At 45.2% G+C, this 24,000-nt stretch carries 20 protein-coding genes; all 20 read left to right on the top strand.

The genetic code is table 11. The features are described 5' to 3' along the window. Positions 1-32 precede the first annotated feature (32 nt). The 20 genes from QFZ78_RS11380 to murQ all read left to right on the top strand — a co-directional run bounded on the left by QFZ78_RS11380 (position 33) and on the right by murQ (position 23,905). A complete protein-coding gene (locus tag QFZ78_RS11380) occupies positions 33-1,313 on the top strand; it encodes a Glu/Leu/Phe/Val family dehydrogenase (RefSeq protein ID WP_307547501.1) in 1,281 nt (426 codons plus the stop codon). A 39-nt stretch (positions 1,314-1,352) separates the two neighbouring features. Continuing rightward, positions 1,353-2,633: an NAD(P)-dependent malic enzyme gene (locus QFZ78_RS11375; RefSeq protein WP_307547499.1), complete on the top strand. Its 1,281-nt coding sequence runs from the start codon at positions 1,353-1,355 to the stop codon at positions 2,631-2,633. A gap of 86 nt (positions 2,634-2,719) precedes the next feature. Beyond that, positions 2,720-3,343 carry a HutD/Ves family protein gene (locus QFZ78_RS11370; protein WP_307547497.1) on the top strand — a complete coding sequence of 208 codons (624 nt, stop codon included), beginning with the start codon at positions 2,720-2,722 and terminating at the stop codon, positions 3,341-3,343. Between the two features lie 45 nt (positions 3,344-3,388). After that, complete coding sequence (locus QFZ78_RS11365) at positions 3,389-3,571, top strand: hypothetical protein (protein ID WP_307547496.1); 183 nt, start codon at positions 3,389-3,391, stop codon at positions 3,569-3,571. Positions 3,572-3,825: 254 nt separating this feature from the next. Further along, positions 3,826-5,307, top strand: coding sequence for a spore germination protein (locus QFZ78_RS11360; protein WP_307547494.1), 1,482 nt, complete (start codon positions 3,826-3,828; stop codon positions 5,305-5,307). Then, positions 5,294-6,448 (top strand): Ger(x)C family spore germination protein, encoded by a 1,155-nt coding sequence (locus QFZ78_RS11355; RefSeq protein ID WP_307547492.1) that lies wholly within the window; start codon positions 5,294-5,296, stop codon positions 6,446-6,448. Before QFZ78_RS11360 ends, QFZ78_RS11355 begins: the two co-directional genes overlap by 14 nt. A 248-nt stretch (positions 6,449-6,696) precedes the next feature. Continuing rightward, positions 6,697-7,788: a GerAB/ArcD/ProY family transporter gene (locus tag QFZ78_RS11350; RefSeq protein ID WP_307547491.1), complete on the top strand. Its 1,092-nt coding sequence runs from the start codon at positions 6,697-6,699 to the stop codon at positions 7,786-7,788. 400 nt (positions 7,789-8,188) lie between these two features. Next, positions 8,189-9,994 carry a sensor histidine kinase gene (locus QFZ78_RS11345; protein WP_307547489.1) on the top strand — a complete coding sequence of 602 codons (1,806 nt, stop codon included), beginning with the start codon at positions 8,189-8,191 and terminating at the stop codon, positions 9,992-9,994. After that, complete coding sequence (locus QFZ78_RS11340) at positions 9,987-11,594, top strand: response regulator transcription factor (protein ID WP_307547486.1); 1,608 nt, start codon at positions 9,987-9,989, stop codon at positions 11,592-11,594. Before QFZ78_RS11345 ends, QFZ78_RS11340 begins: the two co-directional genes overlap by 8 nt. A gap of 88 nt (positions 11,595-11,682) precedes the next feature. Further along, positions 11,683-12,600: a carbohydrate ABC transporter permease gene (locus QFZ78_RS11335; RefSeq protein WP_307547485.1), complete on the top strand. Its 918-nt coding sequence runs from the start codon at positions 11,683-11,685 to the stop codon at positions 12,598-12,600. 4 nt (positions 12,601-12,604) lie between these two features. Beyond that, positions 12,605-13,444, top strand: a complete 840-nt coding sequence (locus QFZ78_RS11330; RefSeq protein ID WP_307547483.1) for a carbohydrate ABC transporter permease — start codon at positions 12,605-12,607, stop codon at positions 13,442-13,444. A gap of 112 nt (positions 13,445-13,556) precedes the next feature. Continuing rightward, positions 13,557-14,891, top strand: coding sequence for an ABC transporter substrate-binding protein (locus QFZ78_RS11325; protein ID WP_307547481.1), 1,335 nt, complete (start codon positions 13,557-13,559; stop codon positions 14,889-14,891). 101 nt (positions 14,892-14,992) lie between these two features. Next, positions 14,993-16,645, top strand: coding sequence for an MGH1-like glycoside hydrolase domain-containing protein (locus QFZ78_RS11320; protein WP_307547480.1), 1,653 nt, complete (start codon positions 14,993-14,995; stop codon positions 16,643-16,645). 205 nt (positions 16,646-16,850) lie between these two features. Next, positions 16,851-17,708 carry a MurR/RpiR family transcriptional regulator gene (locus QFZ78_RS11315; RefSeq protein WP_307547478.1) on the top strand — a complete coding sequence of 286 codons (858 nt, stop codon included), beginning with the start codon at positions 16,851-16,853 and terminating at the stop codon, positions 17,706-17,708. After that, positions 17,701-18,723 (top strand): serine hydrolase domain-containing protein, encoded by a 1,023-nt coding sequence (locus QFZ78_RS11310; protein WP_307547476.1) that lies wholly within the window; start codon positions 17,701-17,703, stop codon positions 18,721-18,723. The genes QFZ78_RS11315 and QFZ78_RS11310 overlap by 8 nt, the downstream gene beginning before the upstream one ends. 40 nt (positions 18,724-18,763) lie before the next feature. Continuing rightward, positions 18,764-20,065, top strand: coding sequence for an ABC transporter substrate-binding protein (locus QFZ78_RS11305; protein WP_307547474.1), 1,302 nt, complete (start codon positions 18,764-18,766; stop codon positions 20,063-20,065). A 29-nt stretch (positions 20,066-20,094) separates the two neighbouring features. Beyond that, entirely contained in the window at positions 20,095-21,021 is a 927-nt protein-coding gene (locus tag QFZ78_RS11300; protein ID WP_307547472.1) for a carbohydrate ABC transporter permease, read from the top strand. 87 nt (positions 21,022-21,108) lie between these two features. Further along, the gene (locus QFZ78_RS11295; RefSeq protein WP_307547469.1) at positions 21,109-21,933 is read left to right on the top strand and encodes a carbohydrate ABC transporter permease; all 825 of its coding nucleotides are present in this window, start codon (positions 21,109-21,111) and stop codon (positions 21,931-21,933) included. A gap of 1 nt (position 21,934) precedes the next feature. Continuing rightward, on the top strand, positions 21,935-22,954 hold the full coding sequence (locus tag QFZ78_RS11290; RefSeq protein ID WP_307547467.1) for an N-acetylglucosamine kinase: 1,020 nt from the start codon (positions 21,935-21,937) through the stop codon (positions 22,952-22,954). A gap of 39 nt (positions 22,955-22,993) precedes the next feature. Next, positions 22,994-23,905 (top strand): N-acetylmuramic acid 6-phosphate etherase, encoded by a 912-nt coding sequence (murQ, locus tag QFZ78_RS11285; RefSeq protein ID WP_307547465.1) that lies wholly within the window; start codon positions 22,994-22,996, stop codon positions 23,903-23,905. The last annotated feature ends 95 nt before the right edge of the window (positions 23,906-24,000 follow it).

Raw genomic sequence — 24,000 nt, 5'->3', positions numbered from 1 at the left:
ATAGTCTGTACTAAGACTCGAGGGGGATCATCATGGAAGCTCCGACGGATTTAAAAGAGAAGCCTATGCAAGCGGAAAGCTTGAATGTTTTGAGCAGAACGCAGCTTGTTATCCAAGCTGCTCTCGACAAAATGGGATGCGCGGAATCCTTATACGAATTGCTAAAGGAACCGCTTCGGTTGCTAACCGTACGTATTCCCGTGAAAATGGACAACGGTTCGGTAAAGGTATTCACAGGGTACCGTGCGCAGCATAATGATGCGGTTGGACCGACCAAAGGCGGGATTCGCTTTCATCCCGGGGTCACCGAAGACGAAGTGAAGGCTCTTTCCATGTGGATGACGATTAAATGCGGCATTGCCGATCTTCCCTATGGCGGAGGAAAAGGCGGAATCCAATGCGATCCGCGCACGCTATCCTTCGGAGAGCTGGAACGGTTAAGCAGAGGCTATGTAAGAGCTATTAGCCAGCTAGTCGGGCCGACAAAGGATATTCCAGCGCCGGACGTGTTCACGAATTCACAAATCATGGCGTGGATGATGGATGAATACAGCCGGATCCGGGAATTCGATTCACCAGGTTTTATTACAGGCAAGCCGCTCGTTTTAGGCGGATCGATTGGAAGAGAATCGTCTACCGCCTTGGGCGTGGTGCTATTGCTTAGAGAAGCTGCTCACGTCGCAGGGATTCCGATTGAGGGCGCGCGAGTCATTATCCAAGGCTTTGGCAATGCAGGCAGCTTTCTTGCTCAGTTCCTTCACGAGGCTGGAGCCAAAGTGGTAGGCATCTCGGATGCTCAAGGGGCTCTCTACGATCCTGAAGGCTTGGACGTGCAGTATTTATTGGATCGACGTGATTCTTTCGGAACGGTGACGAATTTGTTCCCGAATGCGATCTCGAACCAAGAGCTGTTAATCCAAGACTGTGATATCTTAGTGCCGGCTGCAATTGAAAACCAGATCACAGAAGACAATGCGCCCGATATAAAGGCAAAGATTTTGGTGGAAGCGGCCAACGGACCGACGACTTTGAAGGCTACGGAAATTTTGACGAATAAAGGCGTTTTGATCGTTCCGGACGTGCTTGCCAGCTCGGGCGGGGTGATCGTTTCTTACTTTGAATGGGTCCAAAACAATCAGGGATATTATTGGAATGAAGAAGAAGTGAATGAAAAGCTTCAACAAATTTTGAAGAAATCATTTTACAACGTCTATCAATTATCCTTGCAGAAGCAAGTAGATATGAGATTGGCAGCTTATATCGTTGGTTTAAAGCGAATGGTGGAAGCGATAAAATGGCGCGGCTGGATCTAATCGATGCTCTGACCCAAATTCCTTGGAAGGTGATGAATCATGAACAATTTACGTGAAGATTCTCTTCACATGCATAAAAAGTATGCCGGAAAGCTTGAGGTTATTGCCAAGGTTCCGGTAGGCACTGTCCGTGATTTGAGCCTTGCCTACTCCCCAGGAGTTGCAGAGCCTTGTAAAGAGATTTTTATTGAAGAAGATAAAGTCTACGATTATACGATGAAAGGAAACCTCGTTGCCGTCGTTACGAATGGAACGGCTGTGCTCGGTTTGGGCAATATCGGTCCGCATGCTGCTATGCCGGTGATGGAGGGAAAGGCTTTACTTTTCAAAGTATTTGCTGTAGACGCGATTCCGATCTGTTTAGATACCAAGGATAAAGAGAAAGTGATTGAGACGGTCAAGCAGCTTTCACCTTCGTTCGGCGGAATTAATTTAGAAGACATCGCGGCCCCGGATTGCTTTGAAATTGAAGAGAGGTTGAGAAAGGAATGTGCTATTCCTGTTTTCCATGATGATCAGCATGGTACGGCTATTGTCATTGCGGCTGGATTAATCAACGCTCTCCAATTAGTCGACAAAACGATGGACCAAATTCGTGTGGTTATTAATGGGGCAGGCGCAGCCGGCATAGCGGCCATGAAGCTTCTTGGCCATATGGGTGCTAAGGATATCATCGTATGTGATACGAAGGGTATTATCCATGAAGAAAGACAAGAAGGCATGAATCCATTTAAGCAGGAAATCGCACGGATCACCAACAATGATAAACTAACAGGGAAGCTCGCCGATGCAGTGAGAGGAGCCGATGTTTTCATTGGTGTTTCTGCGGCTGGCGCACTTACGAAAGAAATGGTCAGCTCCATGAACCGTGATTCTATCATATTTGCATTGGCGAATCCGGTGCCGGAGATTATGCCGGAAGAAGCGAAAGCTGCCGGAGCAGCAATTGTTGGGACGGGTCGCTCCGATTTTCCCAACCAAATCAACAATGTGTTGGCGTTTCCGGGTATTTTTCGCGGCGTACTAGATGTGCGTGCTAGAGAGATTAATGAGGCAATGAAACTAGCCGCTGTGTATGCCATTGCCGGTTTGGTTCCAGCAGATAAGTTGAACCGGGACTATGTGATTCCGAATCCGTTTGAACCGATGATTGCTGCCAATGTGGCTGCCGCCGTTGCTCAAGCAGCCATGGATACAGGGTGCGCACGCATAAATGTCAATGCGTATGAGATAAAGGATAGAACAAAGAAATTGATTCGTAAAAACGATGCGGTAGGTTCGTATTTTTCTTGGTATGCTGATATGACTGAGAAAAAATAGGGCATTGTTCAGACTACTACGTGGGACTTGGTATTTCCAGGTCCTTTTTTTCATTAGTCAGAGAATAAATTCAAGGAGATATCTACATGTCTTATTCGATCAAAGTCATTAAAAAACATGAGCAAATAACGGCCGCTTGGTCAGGCGGAACAACAACGCAGCTTGCCATATATCCTGAACATGCGGAGTATAATAAACGAAATTTTTTATGGAGAATCAGCACGGCCAGCATTCAAGATGAACAATCTTTGTTCACCTGCCTTCCTGATTTTTGGAGAAAGCTTATGGTTATAGAAGGCGAGGTGATTCTAGCATATGAAGGATCACATCATGTGAGGTTAAAGCCCTACGAGCAGGAGAGCTTCAGCGGGGGATGGGTCACACGTAGTATGGGGAAGGTAACAGACTTCAATCTCATCACAGCAGCAGGCTGCCGTGGAGAATTAGAAGCTTTATATATCAAAGAAGGAACTTCTCATGAGATCAAATGTCCCACGGATGATGTGGAATTTTCTTTAGTGACAGAAGCTTTTTATTGTACCGAGGGTCGACTAAGATTAAGTATAAATGAAGATCAGTCTCTATGGTTAGAGAAAGGCGACTTCTGCTTATTATCATGGAGAGCTTCATTGGATAAAGTGAGTATTAGCATTAGTCATTGTCACGATGAATCTACAGCCTATGTCATTCGAGCCCGTATTGTGAGTTGAACCATTTCTCGGAAAAGCGGATCTATATTCGATTAACGTGGAAAATTGGAAACCTTGCTGGCCGACTTACTGGAATTGTACCCTACCGCCGCAAGCGGTATTCCTCCAGTGAGATTGGCACATCTGATAACAGGCGCATTGCGCGGCTTTAAAACTGTTGCCAAGAGCTCGGACGAGCTTCGACATATGATTCAGGACTTGCTCCAAATCGTCTCTGCCGGTCAATAGGGAAAAGCCATCGATGTAAATTTTACTCCAATGGAGCGCGGTGCAGTATGAGGTCAGCCAGTTTTTACTGGTTGACCTCTTTTTATTAAGTGGTGTATTTATCGGTAGCCGGGACAGAACGTTTTATTCTTACTCATGATGGCCTACAGGACCGTTAGGACGCTGTCAAGCGATCGGGAGCATGGGTTGAATAACTTAAGTTCAACTAGCAAATACTCCCATTAAGAACTTTGAACCTCTCTGGAGGAACTGTAATGAACATGCGAACGGATACAATCGATCCTTCAGTTGCTCGGAATGTGACCAATCTTCGGCACTTATATTCGGATAACGAACTAATTAGCTTCCATCATTTCGATAACGTCGAGGGCGAACTACTCGGATCGGTTGCCTATTTAAGCGTTCTAGTCGATGAACAAAGATTACACCAATATATTGTCCCGAAAATTCACGAGGATCTTCACCTGCGGACGAAACGCGCGGATGAATCCATTTTTGAATCAATAAGCTCGTTGGGATTGGTGTCCGCTTTGCCGAATATGAGTTCGGCAGCAGATTTGATTGCAGGTGCCGGCATCATTGTTTTTATTGAGGGGCGATCCGAAGCGTACGGGATATATTTACCGGGCTATGAGAAGCGTGCGATAGAGGAGCCGAAAATGGAGCCGAACTTGCGCGGGCCTCGAGAAGGGTTCATCGAAGACCTTCAGATTAATTTGGGATTGGTTTATCGCCGGCTAAAGACCGCGAAGCTAAAATCGAAATCTTATATCGTCGGACGACAAAGTCAGACCAAAGTCATGATTTTATATCTCGAGGATCAGGTGGACACAACTGTATTGAGTGAAGTTCAGCGAAGAATGGAATCCATTCGTCTTAACGTGGTAGTGGATAACGCTCAAATCGAAGAGTGGATTCAGGACAGCCCTTATTCCCCATTTTCTCAAATACAGAATACGGAACGACCGGACCGGGTCGTTACAGCCATGAATCAGGGGAAAGTTGCAATCTTGACAGATGGGAGCCCGAATGCGCTTCTTGCGCCTGCTATGCTTACCGACTTTCTGCATCCAAGTGAGGATCTCTACGAAAAGTTTTATTTTGCCAATTTCCTGCGCATTTTACGATTGTTTACGCTATTTGTTTCCTTATTTGGCCCATCATTATATATCGCTCTTACAACATTTCATTTGGAGATGATTCCGACCCCGTTGATACAAGCTTTCCTAACGACCAAAGCCGGCATACCATTGCCGACTTTTCTGGAAGCATTCATTATGGAGGTAGCCTTTGAAGTGCTAAGAGAAGCCAGCGTGCGGCTCCCTCGTTCCGTGGGGCAATCCGTAAGCATCGTAGGGGCACTCATTATAGGAGAAGCCGCAGTACAATCGGGAATCGTGTCCAGACCGATGGTTATTGTGGTAGCCATGACGGGAATCGCATCTTTTACAATACCCTCGTTTAATACGGCAATTTCGTTGCGAATGCTTCGGTTTCCGCTCATTTTTATTGCTGCTTGGACTGGCGTATTAGGGCTTGCCCTCAGCATGTTCGCCATCATCCTGCATTTATGCTCTTTGAGATCATTCGGCAAGTTGTACTTACCCACGTTTGATCCCCAACACTGGAAAGATGCAGTCGAACATTATGTTCTTCTCCCGATTAAAAACAGAAGAGTCTCGAAGAAAGATACGTTGATTACAGGGATGGAAGGGCAGGAGTATGAAGAACATTAAAAGGCATTTGGTGTGGAGTGTGCTCTTATGTCTTCTTACAGGTTGCTCGCCGGATATTCGCGAAATCAGCGATATCGCGCTGGTTATGATATCGGGTATAGACTACGATGAGCAGAAAAGTAAATATATTATCACTGCGTATTGCATCCAAGCAACGACGAAAAGCACGGAAAAGACGGGGAAAATTGAATGGGTAGCAAGCGCATCGGGGGATTCTATCATGGACGCCACTCGAAATTTGCGAAGCCGTGCCGGAAAAATCTTGATTGGGGAGCATAATAAATTTATCGTCATCGGGGAGAGCGCGGCCCGTCACTCTTTTTATGAAATCGTGGATTATTTAACCCGCGCGCGCGAAGTTCGAATGTCCAGCTACGTGTTTATCAGCGAGGGAATGGCAGCGGACAAAATGATGATCAAATCCGAAAGCGGCGATCTGATGTCGAACGAATTTCTCGGAAAAATCATGAACGAAAATGTATTGGGCAATACCTTATCGTTAAAGCTTAAGGATATTGCCAATTACTGCACTGATCCTTACAGAGGCTTTGTTACAAGCAAGTTGGGCACTTCAAAGCCGAAAAACAGTGCCCATGAAGTTCTCATCCTTAGCGGGGGATCCGTGTTTAACAAGGGAAAACTGGTAGGCTGGTTGATGGGTAAGGACGTCCTTTCACTTCATATGTTAACGAAGAAAAAAGAATCTAAAAACCTTGAATATCCCGTAACCGTGTCGTTTAAGTCTTCTAAAGTTACACTGCTCCTGAACGCAACCAAAAAAACAATTCATTCCGGCCATTCTAACGGAAAGCCCATGTTGGCAATCGATCTTCATTTTAGAGGAAAAATGGTCAATATGAATCGATCGTTGCCTGTTGCCGATCCAGTTACTCTAAGACAATTGGAGCGAGCTGCTGCCGAGCATATTGAGGAAAGTTTAAAAGAAAGTCTGGCGTATTTCCAAAACGAGTTGAAGGTTGATGTGGTCGGATTTTCTGATTATTTTAGCCAGCATGACCCTAACGAGTGGAAAAGAATAAAAAACGAATGGACCAACGTATATCCCTCGATTCCGATTAAAGTCAACGTCGACGTAAACATCTTCACACCTGGAATGAGTGAAACTTTAGGAGGGAATTAAATGCTTATCCTTACAATTTGTGCTCTTTACGTTTGTTACGAAATAAGGATAACGGTAAATCTTTGGAAACAACGAAAGCGACGCGACGCCATCGTTCTGTCGGTCCTTTCGGCTGGTATCACATGTTACTTTATTCCGGTCATCGGCGATATAATGCCAACGACGGAATCCATAAATACGTATGTTTTCAAACCGCTTTCTGAATATGTACAAGAAGTTTTGAATGTTAGGTCGGAGGTTCATTCAACGTGAATCAAGAAAAAGTATCACATTTCCAACTAGGCTGCCTCTGTTTTACGTTTATGTCAGGATTTTCGACTTTATATTTATTGGAAGCGAAATTGATAAAGCAGGATGTCTGGATGGCTTACCTATCTGCCATGATCGTCATAGTTATCGTATTGTGGATGGTAACCTATGTACAAAAAAACTTTAACAACTTAAACATGACTGATATTATCGAAATCTTGCTTGGGAAGTGGCTGGGAAAAATCGTGCTTTCCGTTTACTTACTGAACGTTATTGGATTGGGGGTATTATCCCTTAGATCTCTTTCGTTTTTTTATACAACTGCTATTCTCCCCAAAACGTCTCCCATCTTGATCATATTAATGATAACAATCGTGACCACCTATGCCGTTTCGCTCGGCCTCGGATCGATCGTACGGTCCGTCCTCGTGATTCTCCCGTTTATTTTAGCTTCAATGGTGGTGATCTGCTTACTAATCATTCGGGATATGGACATCAATCCATTACTTCCGCAATTTCAAAGCCGCTTTTCACTTATCTTTTACGGATCATTGATATCCTTTGGATTTCCCTTCGGAAAAGCGGGAGTGTTGGCTTTTCTCTTCTCAGAAGTGAAGAATCCAAAAAAAATTTTCGTAAGCTGCAGTGTCGGAGTGGTGTTTTCTTGCGTGTATCTTCTTATAGCGACGTATATATCAATGGGTTTTTTAGGGTTGAATCTGTTCAAAACAGCCTTGTTTCCTTTTTTTTCAGCCATTCAATTGGTTAAGTTCGGAGTATACCTGGAACGAATAGAGATTATCATTATCAGTATTTGGACCATTTTTACGCTTTTTGAGATCATTATTGTCCAATATGTTGTTGTAAAAATACTGGGCAAAATGTTCGCGATAAAGGAGACGAAACCTTTCATTCTACCTGTAGGAGCTTTGCTTCTTGCCGTAGCCATGAAAAGTTATCTGCACCTTACGGATTTGACAACATACGACTCTGACATCCTTCCATTATCAATTATTTTGCCGGTCATTGCCTTTAACCTGTTATTAGTGATTTTAACCTGGGTGAGGAAGCACAAGTTGAGACCGACCTGACATATTTACAAGATAGTAAGGTTGAGCAAATTCGATTAACAAAACCTTTCGCCAAACGAGAGCATACTACCCATGTGCTAAACGTCGTTTCAGGATTACTAAATTCTGGCTGCTGCTTAAGGGTAAGATTTCACTCGGAGTACCCAGTAATATCCGTTCCCATTTCTGGTTATTTAGCGCACTTCATTGAAGATCAATCGCTTTTATTCAAAGGGGACAGCTCAATAAAACAAATAGGAACATGTCGGAGCCGAAAGGCTCCTTTTTTTAGTTCCTACAACAATTTGCAAGCAAGGCTTCGACACCTCGCAAGTATGTTTATAGTTGACAAACCCCAGCTTCTAGGCGTTATATGGATGTAATTAACTAGCGATGGTTGAGCAGACTGAGGGGGGTTACGATGTTCTATTCGCTCAAAAACCGATTGATCGTTTTTTTTGTGGTTTTGTTGTTCGTTTCGTTCGGGACGATGTCCTATCTTTTTTTCACGGAGTCCCGCTCAATCATTCGCTCCTATATCGAGTCGTCAGCTTATGAAAAGATGGACGAATATGGGTCGTTCGTCAATATGGCGCTTATGCAAATTTACGATGTTTCCTCGATTGTGTTTAATAGCAGCACAACGAAAAATTGGGATACGGCGCTCTCTGATCTGGCTTTGCCCGCCGGTGAGAAGATGCTCGCGAACATTAATCTAAGTCAGTTTTTGACACAGACGACGAACAATTATTCGATCGTATCGTCGGTAACGGTGTATCGGCAAGAGGGGATGTGGATCTCCTCGGATAACCAGATCACCAATGATACATCGTTTAAGAGTGAGCGGTGGTATGATCATTTTAAAACAAGAGGAATCCAATGGGTATCCGCTCATCAAGACCCGATTGAGGTAAGACGCTCGAAACCATTTGACGTCCTGAGTTTATTGCTTCCTATCGGCACTTTTGAGCCCTCTCAATCCAAAAATATGATGAAAATCAATGTAAAATCCGAATTCTTTCTCGAACCGCTAAGTCGGATTCATCTTGGAGAGAAAGGTACCATATTCCTGTTGGATGGGCAGGGAGACTCAGTTCTAGGTCAACATGAATATGCTTCCTCCCATCCGGAGGCAGCGAAACAAATGGAGACGATCCGCACGAACCATCTCCAGAATGGGGTTGTCTATGTAAAGAATGAGCAGGGCACTAAAGACATTCTCGTCTATAAAAAGCTGAAGCTTAATAATTGGCTGCTGGTTGGGATCGTGCCTGAAGCTGATCTATACGGCAAGCTTTACAAGCTTCGAACGAGCATCCTGATCTTCGCATCGTTATTGCTTGTTGCAGCGATCGCTACAGCAATATGGCTTTCGCATGGGATTTCCAAACCGCTCTCTCGGCTCGCCTCCGCGATGCGTTATGTGCAAATGGGCGATTTCCACGCCGCTGAGAATCGGATTCCGGAAGAGGCAAAGGTTCGGAATGAAGTCGGCTATGTGACGACAACGTTCCGGAACATGGTGAGTCAGTTGCAGCACCATATTAAGACGGAATTTGAACTAAAGCTGTTGAGGCAGCAGGCTGAGTATAAAGCGTTATTCATGCAGATTAACCCTCATTTTCTATTTAACACCTTAGAGCTGCTGAGCAGTCTGGCGATGCAGCACCGCACACAAGATACTGTGAGAGTAATTGAATCTCTAGGGAAAATGATGCGCTTCTCATTGAAAATAAGTGACGACCTTATACCACTGGACGAGGAGCTGAAATATGTTCGCCATTATATGTCTATCTTACAAATCCGATTTGCCGACCGGCTTCATATTACGGTTGAGGAAGACCCAAATATGCGTCAATGCGCCATACCTAAATTCATTTTGCAGCCTTTAATTGAAAATGCCGTGAAGTACAGCTTTAGGGAACAAGCTGAGGCTAATGTAATTATACGGGTACGACATGAACATGACCGACTCATCCTTTCAGTTGCGGATAACGGTCCCGGGATCCCGGAGGAACTGGCACAGCAACTGAGATCGGAATCGTTAACCTCGCAGTTCGAGCAAATATTGAACAGTCGATCACAGCAGATCGGATTACGCAATGTTTTAGCCAGATGCCAACTTTATTATGGGCCGTTGTTTGCTTTTGAGATCGATTCCACAAAGGAGCAGGGGACCTATATAGCACTTATTTTGCCGCTGCAAGGAGGAACGATCGATGTATAGTGTACTCATAGTCGATGATGAACCCGAAATTCGGCAAGGGCTTAGACTCAAAATTGACTGGGAAAGTCTCGGGTTGTCCATCGTAGGGGAGGCGGGAAACGGGGCAGAGGCTGTAGCATGGTTGACGAATCATCCAGTTGACATTGTAATTACAGATATGAACATGCCCATGATGGATGGGGTATCCTTTTTGGAGGCATGCCATGAGCACTATCCTTCTTTAAGGCTGATCGTCATTACAGGCTATGAAGATTTTCATTATGCCAAGGCAGCTATTCGTACTCAGGCGAGGGATTATTTGCTGAAGCCAGTCACGCAAGATGAACTCAGAGAAGCTATGCTAAAGGTTATCTATGAGCTCGATGTGCAGCGAAATGAGCGCGATCAGCAAGTTATGATGGAGTGGCGGCTTTCGCAATATTATAAAGAAATGAAAGAGCATTTTATCGTTCATCTAGTTAAAGAGGAATTGGCACGGGAAGCAACGATTAGGGAGAAGGCTAAGTTGTTTCAATTGGATACCTGGGAGGAATGCCGTGTTTGTTTCCTTACAGCGGGATTCATGGAACGCACGGGTGACGCGGGGCGATTAGAGCGTTCACCGGACAAGCTGCGGCTGCCGTTTGAAATGGTTTGCAGGGAAGTTGCAGAGATCATCCCTGGTCAAATTCAAGTTTTCCGCGATGCGAACTATATCGGATTAATGCATTTTATAGCTGTGGCGTCGAATACAAACCTAGATCACTTGGTCGATACGCTTCGCATTGCCGTGACTGATCATTTGGGATATCAGCCAGTGATTAGCATCGGTAAGACGGTTATTGGGCTTAATCAGTGGAAGGATGGTTATTTGTCTTCACTTTTGGAGTGGAATTTGAAGGGCAATAAAGATGCACAAACCCTGAGCAATCTATCAACGCCAGAGGCTGTACTCTCAGAGGAAACGAATAAGGTCATGCAGCGTTACTTGGCTCGTGGAGAGCTTGCTGCTTTCGAACAGGCGATTCACAAAGAATTGAATGAAGCTTTCGCAGCATCGCAAGCCAGATTCGTTAAACTTATTTTTCAACTATATCTCATGTTGGACACGCTTGCCTATGCGGCTCGCATTACCTTGGATAACGGAGAACAGCTGTGGATTCGTCCCGAGCAGGTATGGGGGTTCGATACGGCAGCTAAAGCAAAGCAGTTTTTATATAACCTGGCACACAAAATTGTCAGCACCGGTAATGATCCTGTCGGAGATGAACTTTCCATGATACAAGCAGCTGAGCAATTCATTCATGATAACTATATGTACGATATTAATTTGACCATGTTGGCCGAACGCTTTAATTATAATTCTTCGTATTTCTCCGAAATGTTTAAAGCCAAAGCCGGAAAAACGTTCATTCAATACATCACAGATGTGCGTATGGCAAAAGCTGTACAGCTGCTTGAAGAAACGATGCTGAGCTTATGGGATATCGCTGAACTGACAGGCTTCTCGAATGCCAGCTACTTCAGTTCTAAGTTTAAACGCACGTATGGGATGCCGCCATCTGATTATCGTCTTCGCAAAGCATCTGAAAAAATTGATAATCAAGTGCCGAAGAAATAGCATTCAAAGGAGCGCCTATAATCCTTATGATGATCTTACAAGTGATGAATATTCATCACTATCGATCACGAAGGAGGAGGGCGCTCTCATGTCATCATTAGGTAAAACCGCCCTTTCGCGGCAAAATCGCACAGCCTATTTATTCCTATTGCCTTGGTTAGTTGGTTTTTTCTGCTTAACATTGGGGCCAATGCTGGGTTCGCTGTATCTATCCTTTACGAAATTTAATTTATTGAATGCCCCCAGGTGGCTAGGACTTGACAATTATGTGCAAATTTTTAACGAAGATGACTCCTTTTATCACTCAATGGGATTAACCTTTCAATACGCCCTATTATCTGTGCCCCTAAGACTTATTTTCGCATTAATAGTGGCCTTGGCGCTGAATAAAGGGATTCGTGCACTTGGGGTTTATCGGACGGTTTATTACATTCCCTCCTTGCTTGGGGGTAGCGTTGCGATCGCTATCGTTTGGAGGAAAATATTCGATGGGGATGGATTATTCAATCAATTCCTAAGTTGGTTTGGTATTCAAGGGCCATCTTGGGTGGCTCACCCGGACTACATTTTGTCCACAATCATCACTTTATCAGTATGGCAATTTGGATCGGCCATGGTCATCTTTCTCGCAGGTCTGAAGCAAGTGCCTGCTGATCTTTATGAAGCTTCGCAAGTGGACGGAGCTGGCAAGGTAAGGCAGTTTTTTCGAATAACGCTTCCGCTGCTATCCCCTGTTATTTTTTTCAACCTAGTGATGAGCATTATTAATTCATTCCAAGTTTTCACACCCGGTTATGTCATAGGAGATGGTCGTGGAGGACCGTTAAACTCCACTTTATTTTACACCTTGTATTTATATTTGAAAGGATTTTCCTTTTTCGATATGGGATACGCCTCTGCGCTTGCTTGGATTATGCTTGTTGTAATCGGTGTGCTAACGGCCATTGTATTTGTGACATCGAAGTATTGGGTATTCTATGGGGACGGCAAGGATGAAAGGGGATGAACAGATGAGTTTGAACACGAACTACACCAAACTGCTGAAGCATCTGTTGATTATCGCTTTTGGCTTGTTGATGCTCTATCCAGTCTTATGGCTGCTTAGCAGTTCCTTTAAGCCGAATCAATTGATATTCTCAGATACAAGTCTTTGGCCTAAGAAAGTGACATTTGACAATTATATGAACGGTTGGAAAGGGCTGCAGGGCACAACGTTTGGTCGTTTCTTCCTGAATTCAGCTCAAATCTCGGTTCTCTCCGTCCTAGGCAACATTATCACATGCTCCTTTGCCGCCTATGCGTTTGCACGGTTAGAATTTAGATTCAAAAAGCTTTGGTTTAGCCTAATGCTGGTCACTATTATGCTTCCGTACCATGTCACGTTAGTTCCTCAATACATTATTTATAACAAGATTGAATGGATCAACACGTATTTACCGTTGATCGTACCGAAATGGTTAGCGCACGATTCGTTTTTCATCTTACTCATGGTTCAGTTCATTCGAGGAATTCCGAAGGAATTGGACGAAAGCGCAACCATTGATGGCTGCGGGCAAGGCCAGATTTATTTTCGCATCATTATGCCTCTTCTTGTTCCTGCTTTAATCACAACCGCTATTTTCACGTTCATCTGGACATGGGACGATTTTTTCTCGCAAATGATTTACCTCAACAATATCAAGCTATTTACCGTTCAGCTCGGAATTCGCTCGTTATTTGATCCATCCGGAGAATCCGATTGGGGAGCGCTGCTCGCAATGTCCGTTCTTTCGCTAGTTCCGATCATGACGATTTTCCTCTCATTCCAGAAGTACTTTCTTGAGGGAATTGCGACCACCGGACTTAAATAATCCGAAAAAATGATGAATCAACACCCGAAGAAATGACATTCTATTGGTTTTAAAAATGAATTACGATCAGGTTGAAAACGTTTACTATCATGTATTCAGGGGGAGATTTCATATGAAAAAACGCTTTGCGATAACAACACTTGCCATGCTGATGGCCGTTACAACGGCTTGTTCTTCAGGGACCGGCACGGGAAGCAGCTCTCCAAACGCAGCAGCTACAAGCGCTGCTAAAGAAACCTCAAAGGCAGAGCCAGTAGAGTTAAGAGTGATGTGGTGGGGTGACCAAAAGCGAGCAGATCGCACCAATGAGGCACTTCGCAAGTTCGAGGAGAAAAACCCGAATATCAAAATTGTCGGTGAATTTGCTCCGAGTTCAGGTTATTTTGATAAGCTAAATACGCAGTTGGCTTCGGGTACTGCGCCAGATGCATTTTTCCTCGGAGGGAACGTAGTCGATTATGCGAATAAAAACGTGCTGCTTGAACTGGATCCATTCGTGGGGAAAGAGCTTGATTTAAACGATATGGACAAATCGATGATCCAATATGGCACGCTCAAAGGAAAGCTGCTTCACATCTCAGCCGGAGCTAACGCACGTGGTATCGTCGTTAATACGGAGTTGTTCAAAAAAGCAGGCATTCCAGTTCCGCAAGATGGCTGGTCTTGGGAGGATTATGCACGAATCAGCAAAGAAGTTACGGATAAACTCGGTAAAGATGTTTTCGGGACATATAATTTTACGGTAGACGGTATGGATATTTACCTGAAACAAAGAGGCAAACAGCTCTACGATATGGATAACGCGAAGCTAGGCTTTGAACAGAAGGATGCGGAAGAGTGGTTCACTTTATGGGATACGATGACAAAAACAGGCGGGGTTGTAACACCAGCTTTGCAAGTATCCAATCCGCCTGCAGATACAAGTAAATCACTCGTTGTAACAGGCAAAGTAGCGATGAGCTTACTCGCCTCCAATCAACTGGGCGCTCATCAAAACCTGATCCCAGACAAGCTGGCACTTGTTCAACTGCCGCGTGGACCGAAAGGGACCGGTGTTGTTTTCGAATCGAGTCAAGGGTTATCGGGTTATGCGAAAACGAAGCATCCAAAGGAAGTTGCGATGCTCATGAACTATTGGATCAATGATCCGGACGCGGCGAAAATTCTTGGTAATGATCGTGGTGTTCCTGTGACTTCCAAAATGCGGGATCTTCTGAAGAAGGATGCGAATCCGGTTGAGCAGGTCATCTATGATTACACAAGCCGCGTTTCGGCAGCGACAAATAAAGAGCCGTTTGCGATCAGTTATAACCCTCCAGGCAATACGGAATATACGAAACTGATTGAAACAACTGTGCAGGAAATTGGCTTTGGTAAAAAAGATGTGAAAAAGGGCGCTGAGGATTTCTATAACGGAACCGTAAAAATTTTCAACAATAACAAATAACGAAAGCCGCTTGTCGGAGAAATAGGCTGCCAATGGCAGTCTATTTCTTTTCAATTGGATGACATAAGGCGTATTCCTAACTAGAGAGAAGAGGCGGATATATGAGAGAAGCATTGTTGAGCAAGCTGCGCGGGATTCGTACGGAGGAGCGGATTGGCACTTTAAAAAAGGAATCCGATGGCCCCGTTCTTGCGGAATGGAACCAATCTGGAGTGAAGTTTGCGGCATCTTCCGATAAATTGGAGGGCGTGTACTACGAAGCTCTGCGTAAACTATTGGACTGTGTCGTACCGACGGGTGGAGAGAAGCCTATTTTGCATGAAGGGGGTATTTATCTAGGTTGTTGGCTGGAGAGCACGGGGACGATTAACGCTGAACTGTTATCGCGTTTCATTCCTTCTGTTTCGCAATCGACTTATGAATTGTTTGCTGATTATCAGCGTGAAGATGGTCTAATGCCTTATAAACTCACGGAGTCGGGTCCTTCTTACAGACAAATTCAATTGGTGACGCCGCTTGCTAGAAGCGTATGGAATCATTATCAGTTGAATGGGCAGGATAAGACGTTTTTACGAAAAATGTATACAGCTATGCAGAAGTATGATGATTGGCTGCATACCTATCGCAATACGCGCGGGACGAATGGGGTGGAAGCCTTTTGCACATTTGATACGGGACATGATTTATCACCACGCTTTTGGCATGTTCCGGATACGCCCCATGGGAATGACGCAAGAAATTGTAATCCGGACTCTCCAATCTTGCCATTCGTTGCGCCTGACTTAACGGCAAATGTCTACTGTCAGCGAGTCTACCTCGCGAGAATTGCAGAAGAACTCGAGGAGAGTGGCGAGCCTTGGCGGGAAAAAGCGGAAATGAGCTTAAACAGCTTGTTCCAGTTTTGCTTTGATGAGAGGGATCAGTTCTTTTATGATCTGGATAAAAATGATGAGCATGTTCGTGTACAGTCCGATGTCCTTCTGCGTGTGCTCGCATGCGAAGTGGGAGATCGAGCATTCTTTGATCAAGCATTGCGCAAATACTTGCTGAATACGCGAAAGTTTTTCGCCAAATATCCATTTACGTCTATCGCAATGGACGATCCAAGGTTTGATCCTTTTTCCAGTTATAACAGCTGGGCAGGGCCGTCCAATTTCCTTAGTTTGATCCGTGCACCTCATGCTTTTGAGCATCATGGAAGGTTTGTAGAACTCACCTATGTGTTATATCCGTTAATGGCTGCATTTCATAAAATGACACGCTTCGCTCAAGCGCTAAGTCCATGGACAGGTGAGGAGGGTTTCACGGAGACTTATTCACCAGCGATTTTGTGTATGTTGGACTATATTGAACGATTGAGTGGTATCATGCCTAGACCGGAAGATGAACTTTGGTTTACAGGACTGCTGCCTTATGCAGTTGATCACGGGGAAGTGATTGCGGATGGGACTGCATACAGTCGGATTATAAATGGTGTTACATTTGAGCTGGTTAATACACGGGATGAATCGGTTGTTTATCGAGACGGTGTGGTCACTCTACTATTTCCAAATGGCTTAAGAGCCGTGACCGACCGTCAAGGAAAATTGAAGTCGCTTATCGGTATGACGGTTCGAACGGTAGAAGGAGTTATCTCGTATGAAGGGCACGAATGGCATGTTGCTGTGAAAGGAAATGAACGAATCGATTTGGTAAACGGTTTTGAGTTGATAAAGCATGCAGCCGATCTAGGTGTTATTGCACCAACTTATTAATACACAGCGCCACGCAAAGATAAGATCAAGCTCTCAATCAAATGAGACCTGATCTTTTTTTAGTTATAAGCTTAATTGATATCGATCCAAACCTATGCAAAGAGTGAAATATTATTTCAAAAATATATAGACAAAATGAAATAAAACTCTATAATAAGGGTATGCAAGTTCAAAGTTACACATGAAACCGTAGAGGGTGACTCCTATGTTAAAAGGTGGATTAGTAAGTATAGAAGCGGCTATGGGGAGCTTAAAGCCTATGGAGCGCAGGGCTGCACAATATATAATGGGGCATCCGGAACAGGTAGTCAGTCTTTCCGTTCAGAAGCTGGCAGAGTTTGCTGGCGTAAGTGAAGCAACGATTGTTAGGCTTTCACGCTCCCTTCACTGCAAAGGATTTCAAGAGTTGAAGCTTAGAATCGCTGGTGATTTAACACAATCATCGCTACCTACAGAATCGTATCAAGAAATCCGTACCGACGGATCGATCGTAGATCTCATTAAATCAGTATCCAATAACAATATTGTTTCTATTCAAGATACTTTGACGGTGCTCTCTCCGGAAAGTGTGGAAAAAGCCATTAATTCGCTGAGCAGCGCAAGAAAAGTCGGCGTGTTCGGCGTAGGTGCATCGGCAGTTATCGCGAAGGATTTCATGCAAAAGCTAACGCGTATTAATCGTTGGTGTGAAATCGGCACCGGGTTCGATGCTCAAGCAACCATTGCAGCCAATCTAATTCCTGGTGACGTTGTCTTCGGAATTTCCTATTCAGGCCAAACCGAAGACATGATTCGTGCACTGGCCGTCGCTAAGAATAATGGTGCCTCGGTCATTACGCTGACCCGATTCGGAGCCAATCCGGTATCGGATCTTGCAGATATACAGTTGTTTATAAGTACCTTAGAAAAGAGTATCCGCAGCGGGGCGATGGCCTCAAGGATTTCTCAACTGAATGTAATCGATATTTTGTACGCCGGAATTGCTGGCCGACATTATGAGGAAAGCATCAAATCTCTGGAAAAGACGCGACAAGCCGTCATGGTGGGGAAACGCAATGGATAAAGTGGATCGCTTAGTGGAAGGATGGGTGCGCGATGGGCTCTTGCCCGGCGCTGTGCTCGATATTACTGTAACGAACCGATTTCGATTCCAAAAATCATACGGGTTATACTCAGACGGCACAAGGGAGCTTCCGATCCAGCTGAACACCATGTTCGACATCGCATCCCTTACGAAGATTACCGTAACGCTTCCATCGATTCTCGTTCTAGTGGCACAAGGGAAGCTGTCGCTGGATAGCTCCGTGCAGGCTTACTTGCCTGCATTCCGACATCCGCAAATCACACTGCGTCATCTATTGATGCATGCGTCTGGGCTGCCGCCGGATTTACCTTATCTTCCGCGCAAAGCAGCAAGGCCAAGTCTCATCGAGGAAATTCTCGCGCAAGAGCTTTTATTTCAGCCAGGTAAGGACAAGCTGTATAGTGATCTCGGTATGATCCTCCTTGGGATCATTGTAGAACGTGTGTCTGGCGAGCCGCTGGATCGCTTTGTTAAGCAGCATATATTCGATCCACTTGATATGCGGCATGCGATATTTAACCCAAGCTCCGAACTTCAAGATCGCATTGCTGCAACCGAACTGGTAGATGGAGCTTATATCATCGGCGAAGTTCACGATGAGAAGAGCTACCACCTTGGCGGTGTTACCGGCAGCGCGGGATTATTCGCAACAGCGGACGACCTTGCACGCTATGCGGCATGGTGGTTGCAGCCGGAACAGTGGGGTATCGTTCCGCCATCGCTGATGCGAGAAACCACAGCGGCTCCCGCACGTGGCCGCGGACTTGGCTGGGAGGTCAAGCATGATCCAGCAAACGTTCCGAGCTGCGGAGAAAGCTGGCCTGCGGGTAGTTTCGGTCATACAGGTTTTACTGGAACGAGCTTGTGGATTGAACCCGAACATGGCATCAGTGTCGTATTTCTTACCAATGCGGTTCACTTGGGTCGAGATAACAAGATCCGGGAGCTGCGTCCAATTTTACATGAAGCGGTTTTGTCCTCATATCAATCTTGAGGTTTAACATATAAGTAAACATTAAAGGGAGGCTTTCTAAATGAAACGTTTATTCAGTGGGGCATTATTAACTATGGTCGCTGCTTCTTCCATGCTTGTCGCTTGCAGCAACAATTCCGCAACTCCTAGCACGACTCCTGGTGGAGCAAATACGTCACCAACGGCAGCACCTCAGGAAAAAGTGAAGTTGACAATGGGCAGCTGGCGTACGGAAGATGCGGAAGCTTACACTAAAATCATAGCTGAATTTAAGAAAAACAACCCGAACATTGATATCGAATTCAAGCCGATTAAAAATACGGAATACAACACAGCCCTAAACACAGGTCTGCAAAGTGGAAATGGCCCTGATATTATTCATCTTCGTCCTTATGCTGCAGGTGCTGCTTTGGCAGATGCCGGTTACTTAGAGCCGCTAACAAGCGTCAAAGGAATGGATGTATTCTCGAAGGACACTTTGCTGGCCGCTACAGGAACAGATGGTAAAGTTTACGGCGTACCGACTGTATTCAGTTCGACGCAAGTTTTTTACAACAAGAAAATCTTTCAAAAATATAATCTGACAGAACCAAAAACGTGGGATGAGCTGTTGAAAACGGCGGATACTTTGAAGAGCAATAAAGTAACTCCTTTTGCTTTCGGTTCTAAGGAAGGTTGGATTCTTTCCCTGACCCAAGGTACACTCGCACCTTCCGTCTACGGTACAGATTTCATTAAGAAGATACTTGCCGGAGAAGCGAATTTCAAAAGCCCGGAATATGTAAGTTCGATTAAAATGCTCAAAGATATGACCCCGTACTTCCCAGATAATTATGTAGGGATTGGTATGGACGATATGAGAAACATGTTTGTTTCCGAGCAAGCAGCTATGATGGTCATGGGTGATTGGGAATATGCCGTCATGAAGAAAACGAATCCAGATCTGCAAATGGATGTATTCCCTGTTCCTCCGATGAAGGCAGATGGCAAAGCAACGGTTACGACTTGGGTAGACGGCTCTTTTTCAGTGAATGCGAAATCTGCTCATAAGGCGGAAGCTCTGAAATTTATGGAGTTCTTGACAACGAAAGAGTTCGGCGCGCTTGCTGTAAATGAACTGCAAAAACCAAGCACTATCCCAGGTGTAGCGGCGAAAGACCCGCTTGTAGCCAAAATTGCTAAAAATGCAGATACGATTTCTACACCTTACGCTTCCGTTGTCTATTTCAATGCAGGCAACCCTACGACCAAATCTACTTTAGAAAACTCAATTCAAGGCATGTATTTGAACAAATTGACTCCAGAGCAAGTGACGGAAGAAGTTCAAAAGAGCGCAGATACATGGTTCAAGCCTAAGAAATAAATCAGTTTTAAAAAGAGGGGTGGGAGCACATGAATAACTTTGCAAAATCAACTTGGTGGAAAAAGGGAGCAGTTCATCTGTTCCCGGTTCCTGCCCTTGCAGTTTACATTCTCTTCGTGATCTATCCGATCCTTTCGGCTTTCGGTTACAGTTTTTATGACTGGAAAGGTCACACCCGCGGGGAGTTTGTGGGGCTAGGCAACTTTGTAAGCCTGTTTACGAAAGAACCGTTCAACCATTTATTTTGGAATGCGTTCGGTCACAATCTTTATTATTTTGCTGTTGAGATGGCTGTTCAGAACGTGATTGCGTTTGTGCTTGCCTATCTTGTTTATAGCAAACTTAAGGGTTCGAACTTTCTGAAAATGGCTTACTTTTTACCAAGGCTGCTTTCTGTCATCGTCGTAGGCTTTTTGTGGAAACTCATGTTGAACCCGAACAACGGTATTGTCAATGTGCTGCTCAAAAAGATTGGTCTTGTTTCGTGGGCTAAGCCTTGGCTCGGTGATCCGACTTATGCGTTAACATCAATTACACTGGTCAACAGTTGGTTTGGCATAGGTTTCTCCATGTTGATTTTTCTCGCTGGTCTGCACGCTATTTCGACAGAAGTCATTGAAGCGGCGCGGCTGGACGGAGTAAAAGGTTTACGCTTGATCCGTTCCATTATCCTGCCGATGATGAGTCAGTCATTAATCATCATTACGGTGTTTACGTTTATTCATGCTTTCGAAGCGTTCGAACTCATCTATGCCATGGAAGGTTCGCAAGGGGAACCTTACAACTCCACCGACACGCTTGCTGTGTTCTTTTATCGGATTGCGTTTGGCGGCTCATCTGGCGGCGATTCGGTCGCATTAGGCCTGGGCTCGGCACTGGCAGTGGTACTATTTTTCATTATCGCAACGATTTCCGCTTTGTTCCTGTACTTTACTAGGAACCAATCGGCTCAGTGATAATGAGAGACTTTGAACTACGTCCAAAGATCCCAGAGCGGAGAGACTTTGAACTACGTCCAAAGATCCCTATATTAGGAGGCACACATGAAAACCAACAAATCCGTTCGGGGGCTCCAATACGTTGCGGCGTACTTTGGTGCACTGGTCAGTTTGTATCCGATCTTTCTGATGCTGACCTCCTCTTTCAAGACGAATATCCAGATTTTGAAAAACCCGATGTCGCTTCCGACTTCTATATCGTTTACGGCATATTGTAAGCTAATCCATCAAATTCCGTTCGGAACTTATTTTTGGAACAGTGTTGTGGTTAGTGTCGTTTCCGTAGCTTTCATTCTGCTGTTTGGCGTTTTGGCGTCATTTTATATCGCAAGATATCCGTTCCGTTGGAATGGTGCGCTGTTCTTCTTTTTCCTCTTAGGCATGATGATTCCAATTAAGCTTGGGATCGTACCTTTATTCCTATTAATGAAAAAGCTATCTCTTTTGAATAGCGTTTGGTCTCTTGTCAGCGTGTATACGGCGATTGGATTGCCCCTTGCTGTCTTGATCTTAACTGGTTTTTTTAGGACGCTGCCGAAGGAGCTAGAAGAAGCAGCGCGTATCGATGGTGCTTCGGATTTCGGTGTCATGTGGAACGTTTTGCTGCCGCTTATTCGCCCTGCACTGGGAACGGTTATGATTATGAATTTTATTATGGCGTGGAACGATTTCTTTTTCCCGCTGATTTTTATCCAAGATGATATGAAAAAGACGATACCGGTTGGCATGCTGTCGCTGTTCGGACAGTACTCAACGGATTTAAGTATGCTATTCGCCGGGCTCACGTTGGCTTCAGTGCCAATGATTATCATGTTTTTCCTAGCGTCTAAACAGTTTATGGAAGGCATGACGGCAGGAGCGGTGAAATAATATGGCTGAAACTAGATATATTGGAATTGACGGCGGAGGGACCAAAACGGTATGTATTCTCGGCGATGCGGAAGGTAACATTTTGGCTGAAAGCCGCGGAGAATCCAGCAGCGTGAAGTCCCGTCCATGGGAAGATGTTCAGCGAGTTCTGCTCACACTCATCCAAGACGTAATAGATCAATCAGGTACGGAGATGTCCCAGTTAGGTGGGATCTTCCTTGGGCTGGCTGGGAGTGACCGTCCCGAAGACCGGAAACGGATCAGTGACTGGCTGCAAACCGAATTGCCGGAAGGTGTTCCGATCACCGTGCACAATGACGCAGTGACTGCTTTGGCCGCTGGTACTTGGGGACAGAAGGGGATTGCGCTCATTTCAGGCACGGGCTCGATCGCATATGGATTCGATCCGGCGACGGGCGAATTTGTAAGAGTCGGAGGCTGGGGTTATTTACTCGGTGATGAAGGAAGCGGGTTTGATCTTGGGCGGAAAGCGCTAGTGGCCGTTATGCGGGCGTATGACGGCCGAGGGGAGCCTACAGCTTTAACAGGATTAGTGCTTGAACGTTGGTCCTTACAGCATCCTGGGCAATTGATCAACACCATTTATGGCCAGGATAATGTACGGACCGCGATTGCGGATGGATCTAAGCTCGTCATGCGGGCTGCAGCAGATGGGGATCCGATTGCTGTTAAGCTCGTGGAAGAAGCGATTCAGGAGTTAGAAGAGCTCGTAAAGACTGTTATAACTTCCATGGAGAAACAACAGACGATTGAGGTAAGCGATAGCCCTCACTTAGCTAAGAATACAATTCCTCTTGTGATAACAGGTGGCTTATTTTCAGATCAAATGTTCGAGCATCGCTTTATGCAAACACCGTTGATGCTGTCCGGCATGTTTGATGTCCGGCTGCTCGAACGCCCACCAGTGATTGGAGCCTATCTTCTTGCCTTGCAGGAACGGGGCTTCGAGTTAACGGAAGTAAGGAAACAACGGATAGCAGCGTTTGTCTTTCGTAAATAGAGGCAATGTAACGCATCCATAAAAAGGAGGCAAGGTAACGTGGTACAACAAGTTAATCAAACGGTTACCGAGCAGAGAAATGCAAAGTCAAGTCACCTTGACCGACTGACCGTTCGGGAGATCGTGACGCTAATGAATGAAGAAGACCAAACGGTAGCTCTCTCCGTAAACGGAGCTTTACCTCAAATCTCTGATGCAACTGAAGCGGTGGTCGAAGCGATGACTCGCGGCGGCCGACTTTTCTACATTGGAGCTGGAACCAGTGGCCGTCTCGGCGTTCTAGATGCATCCGAATGCCCGCCTACGTTCGGTGTTGAGCCGGAGCTTGTGAACGGTATTATTGCTGGAGGAGAAATAGCCATTCGTTCAGCTGTAGAGAATGCTGAAGATGATGAAGAAGCTGGTACACGTGCGATAGCAGATGTTGCACGAGCAGGTGATGTGGTCATCGGTATTACAGCAAGCGGAACTGCTCCCTATGTGATCGGCGCCATACGAGAGGCTAACCGGTTGGGTCTATTGACGATCGGCATTAGCTGTAACCAAGATACGCAGCTAAGTGCAGTTGTGAAATATCCGATCGAGGTGCCCGTCGGACCTGAGATTATTACGGGGTCGACAAGGTTAAAGGCGGGAACGGCGCAAAAAATGGTTCTCAACATGATCTCCACGACCGTGATGATTCAGATGGGTAAAGTTTATGGTAATCTGATGGTAAATGTGCAGGCGACGAATAAGAAGCTTAGGGATCGTACCGTGCGGATTATTCAAGAGGCGACTGGCGCTAATGAAGAAACAGCCCGCCGCGTCGGAATGGAAGCTAAAGGAGACGCAAGAGTCGCGATTCTGATGCTGATGTTCAACGTAAGCCGTGAGAAAGCTTTGGATGCGCTTGTACAAGTAAATGATCATTTCGGTAATGCTGTAAAGCAGCTCGAACAAGCTCAATAAGAAATCATTCTATTTAAACCTTATATGCCTAGCTGATAGTACTCAGTTTAGGCATTTTTATTTTGTGTGGAGAATTAAGGAAATTATGAAAGGTG

Origin of the sequence: Paenibacillus sp. V4I5 (assembly GCF_030817255.1) — a bacterium.
Taxonomy (GTDB): Bacteria; Bacillota; Bacilli; order Paenibacillales; family NBRC-103111; genus Paenibacillus_E.
This window is presented reverse-complemented; position numbering and strand designations above follow the sequence as displayed.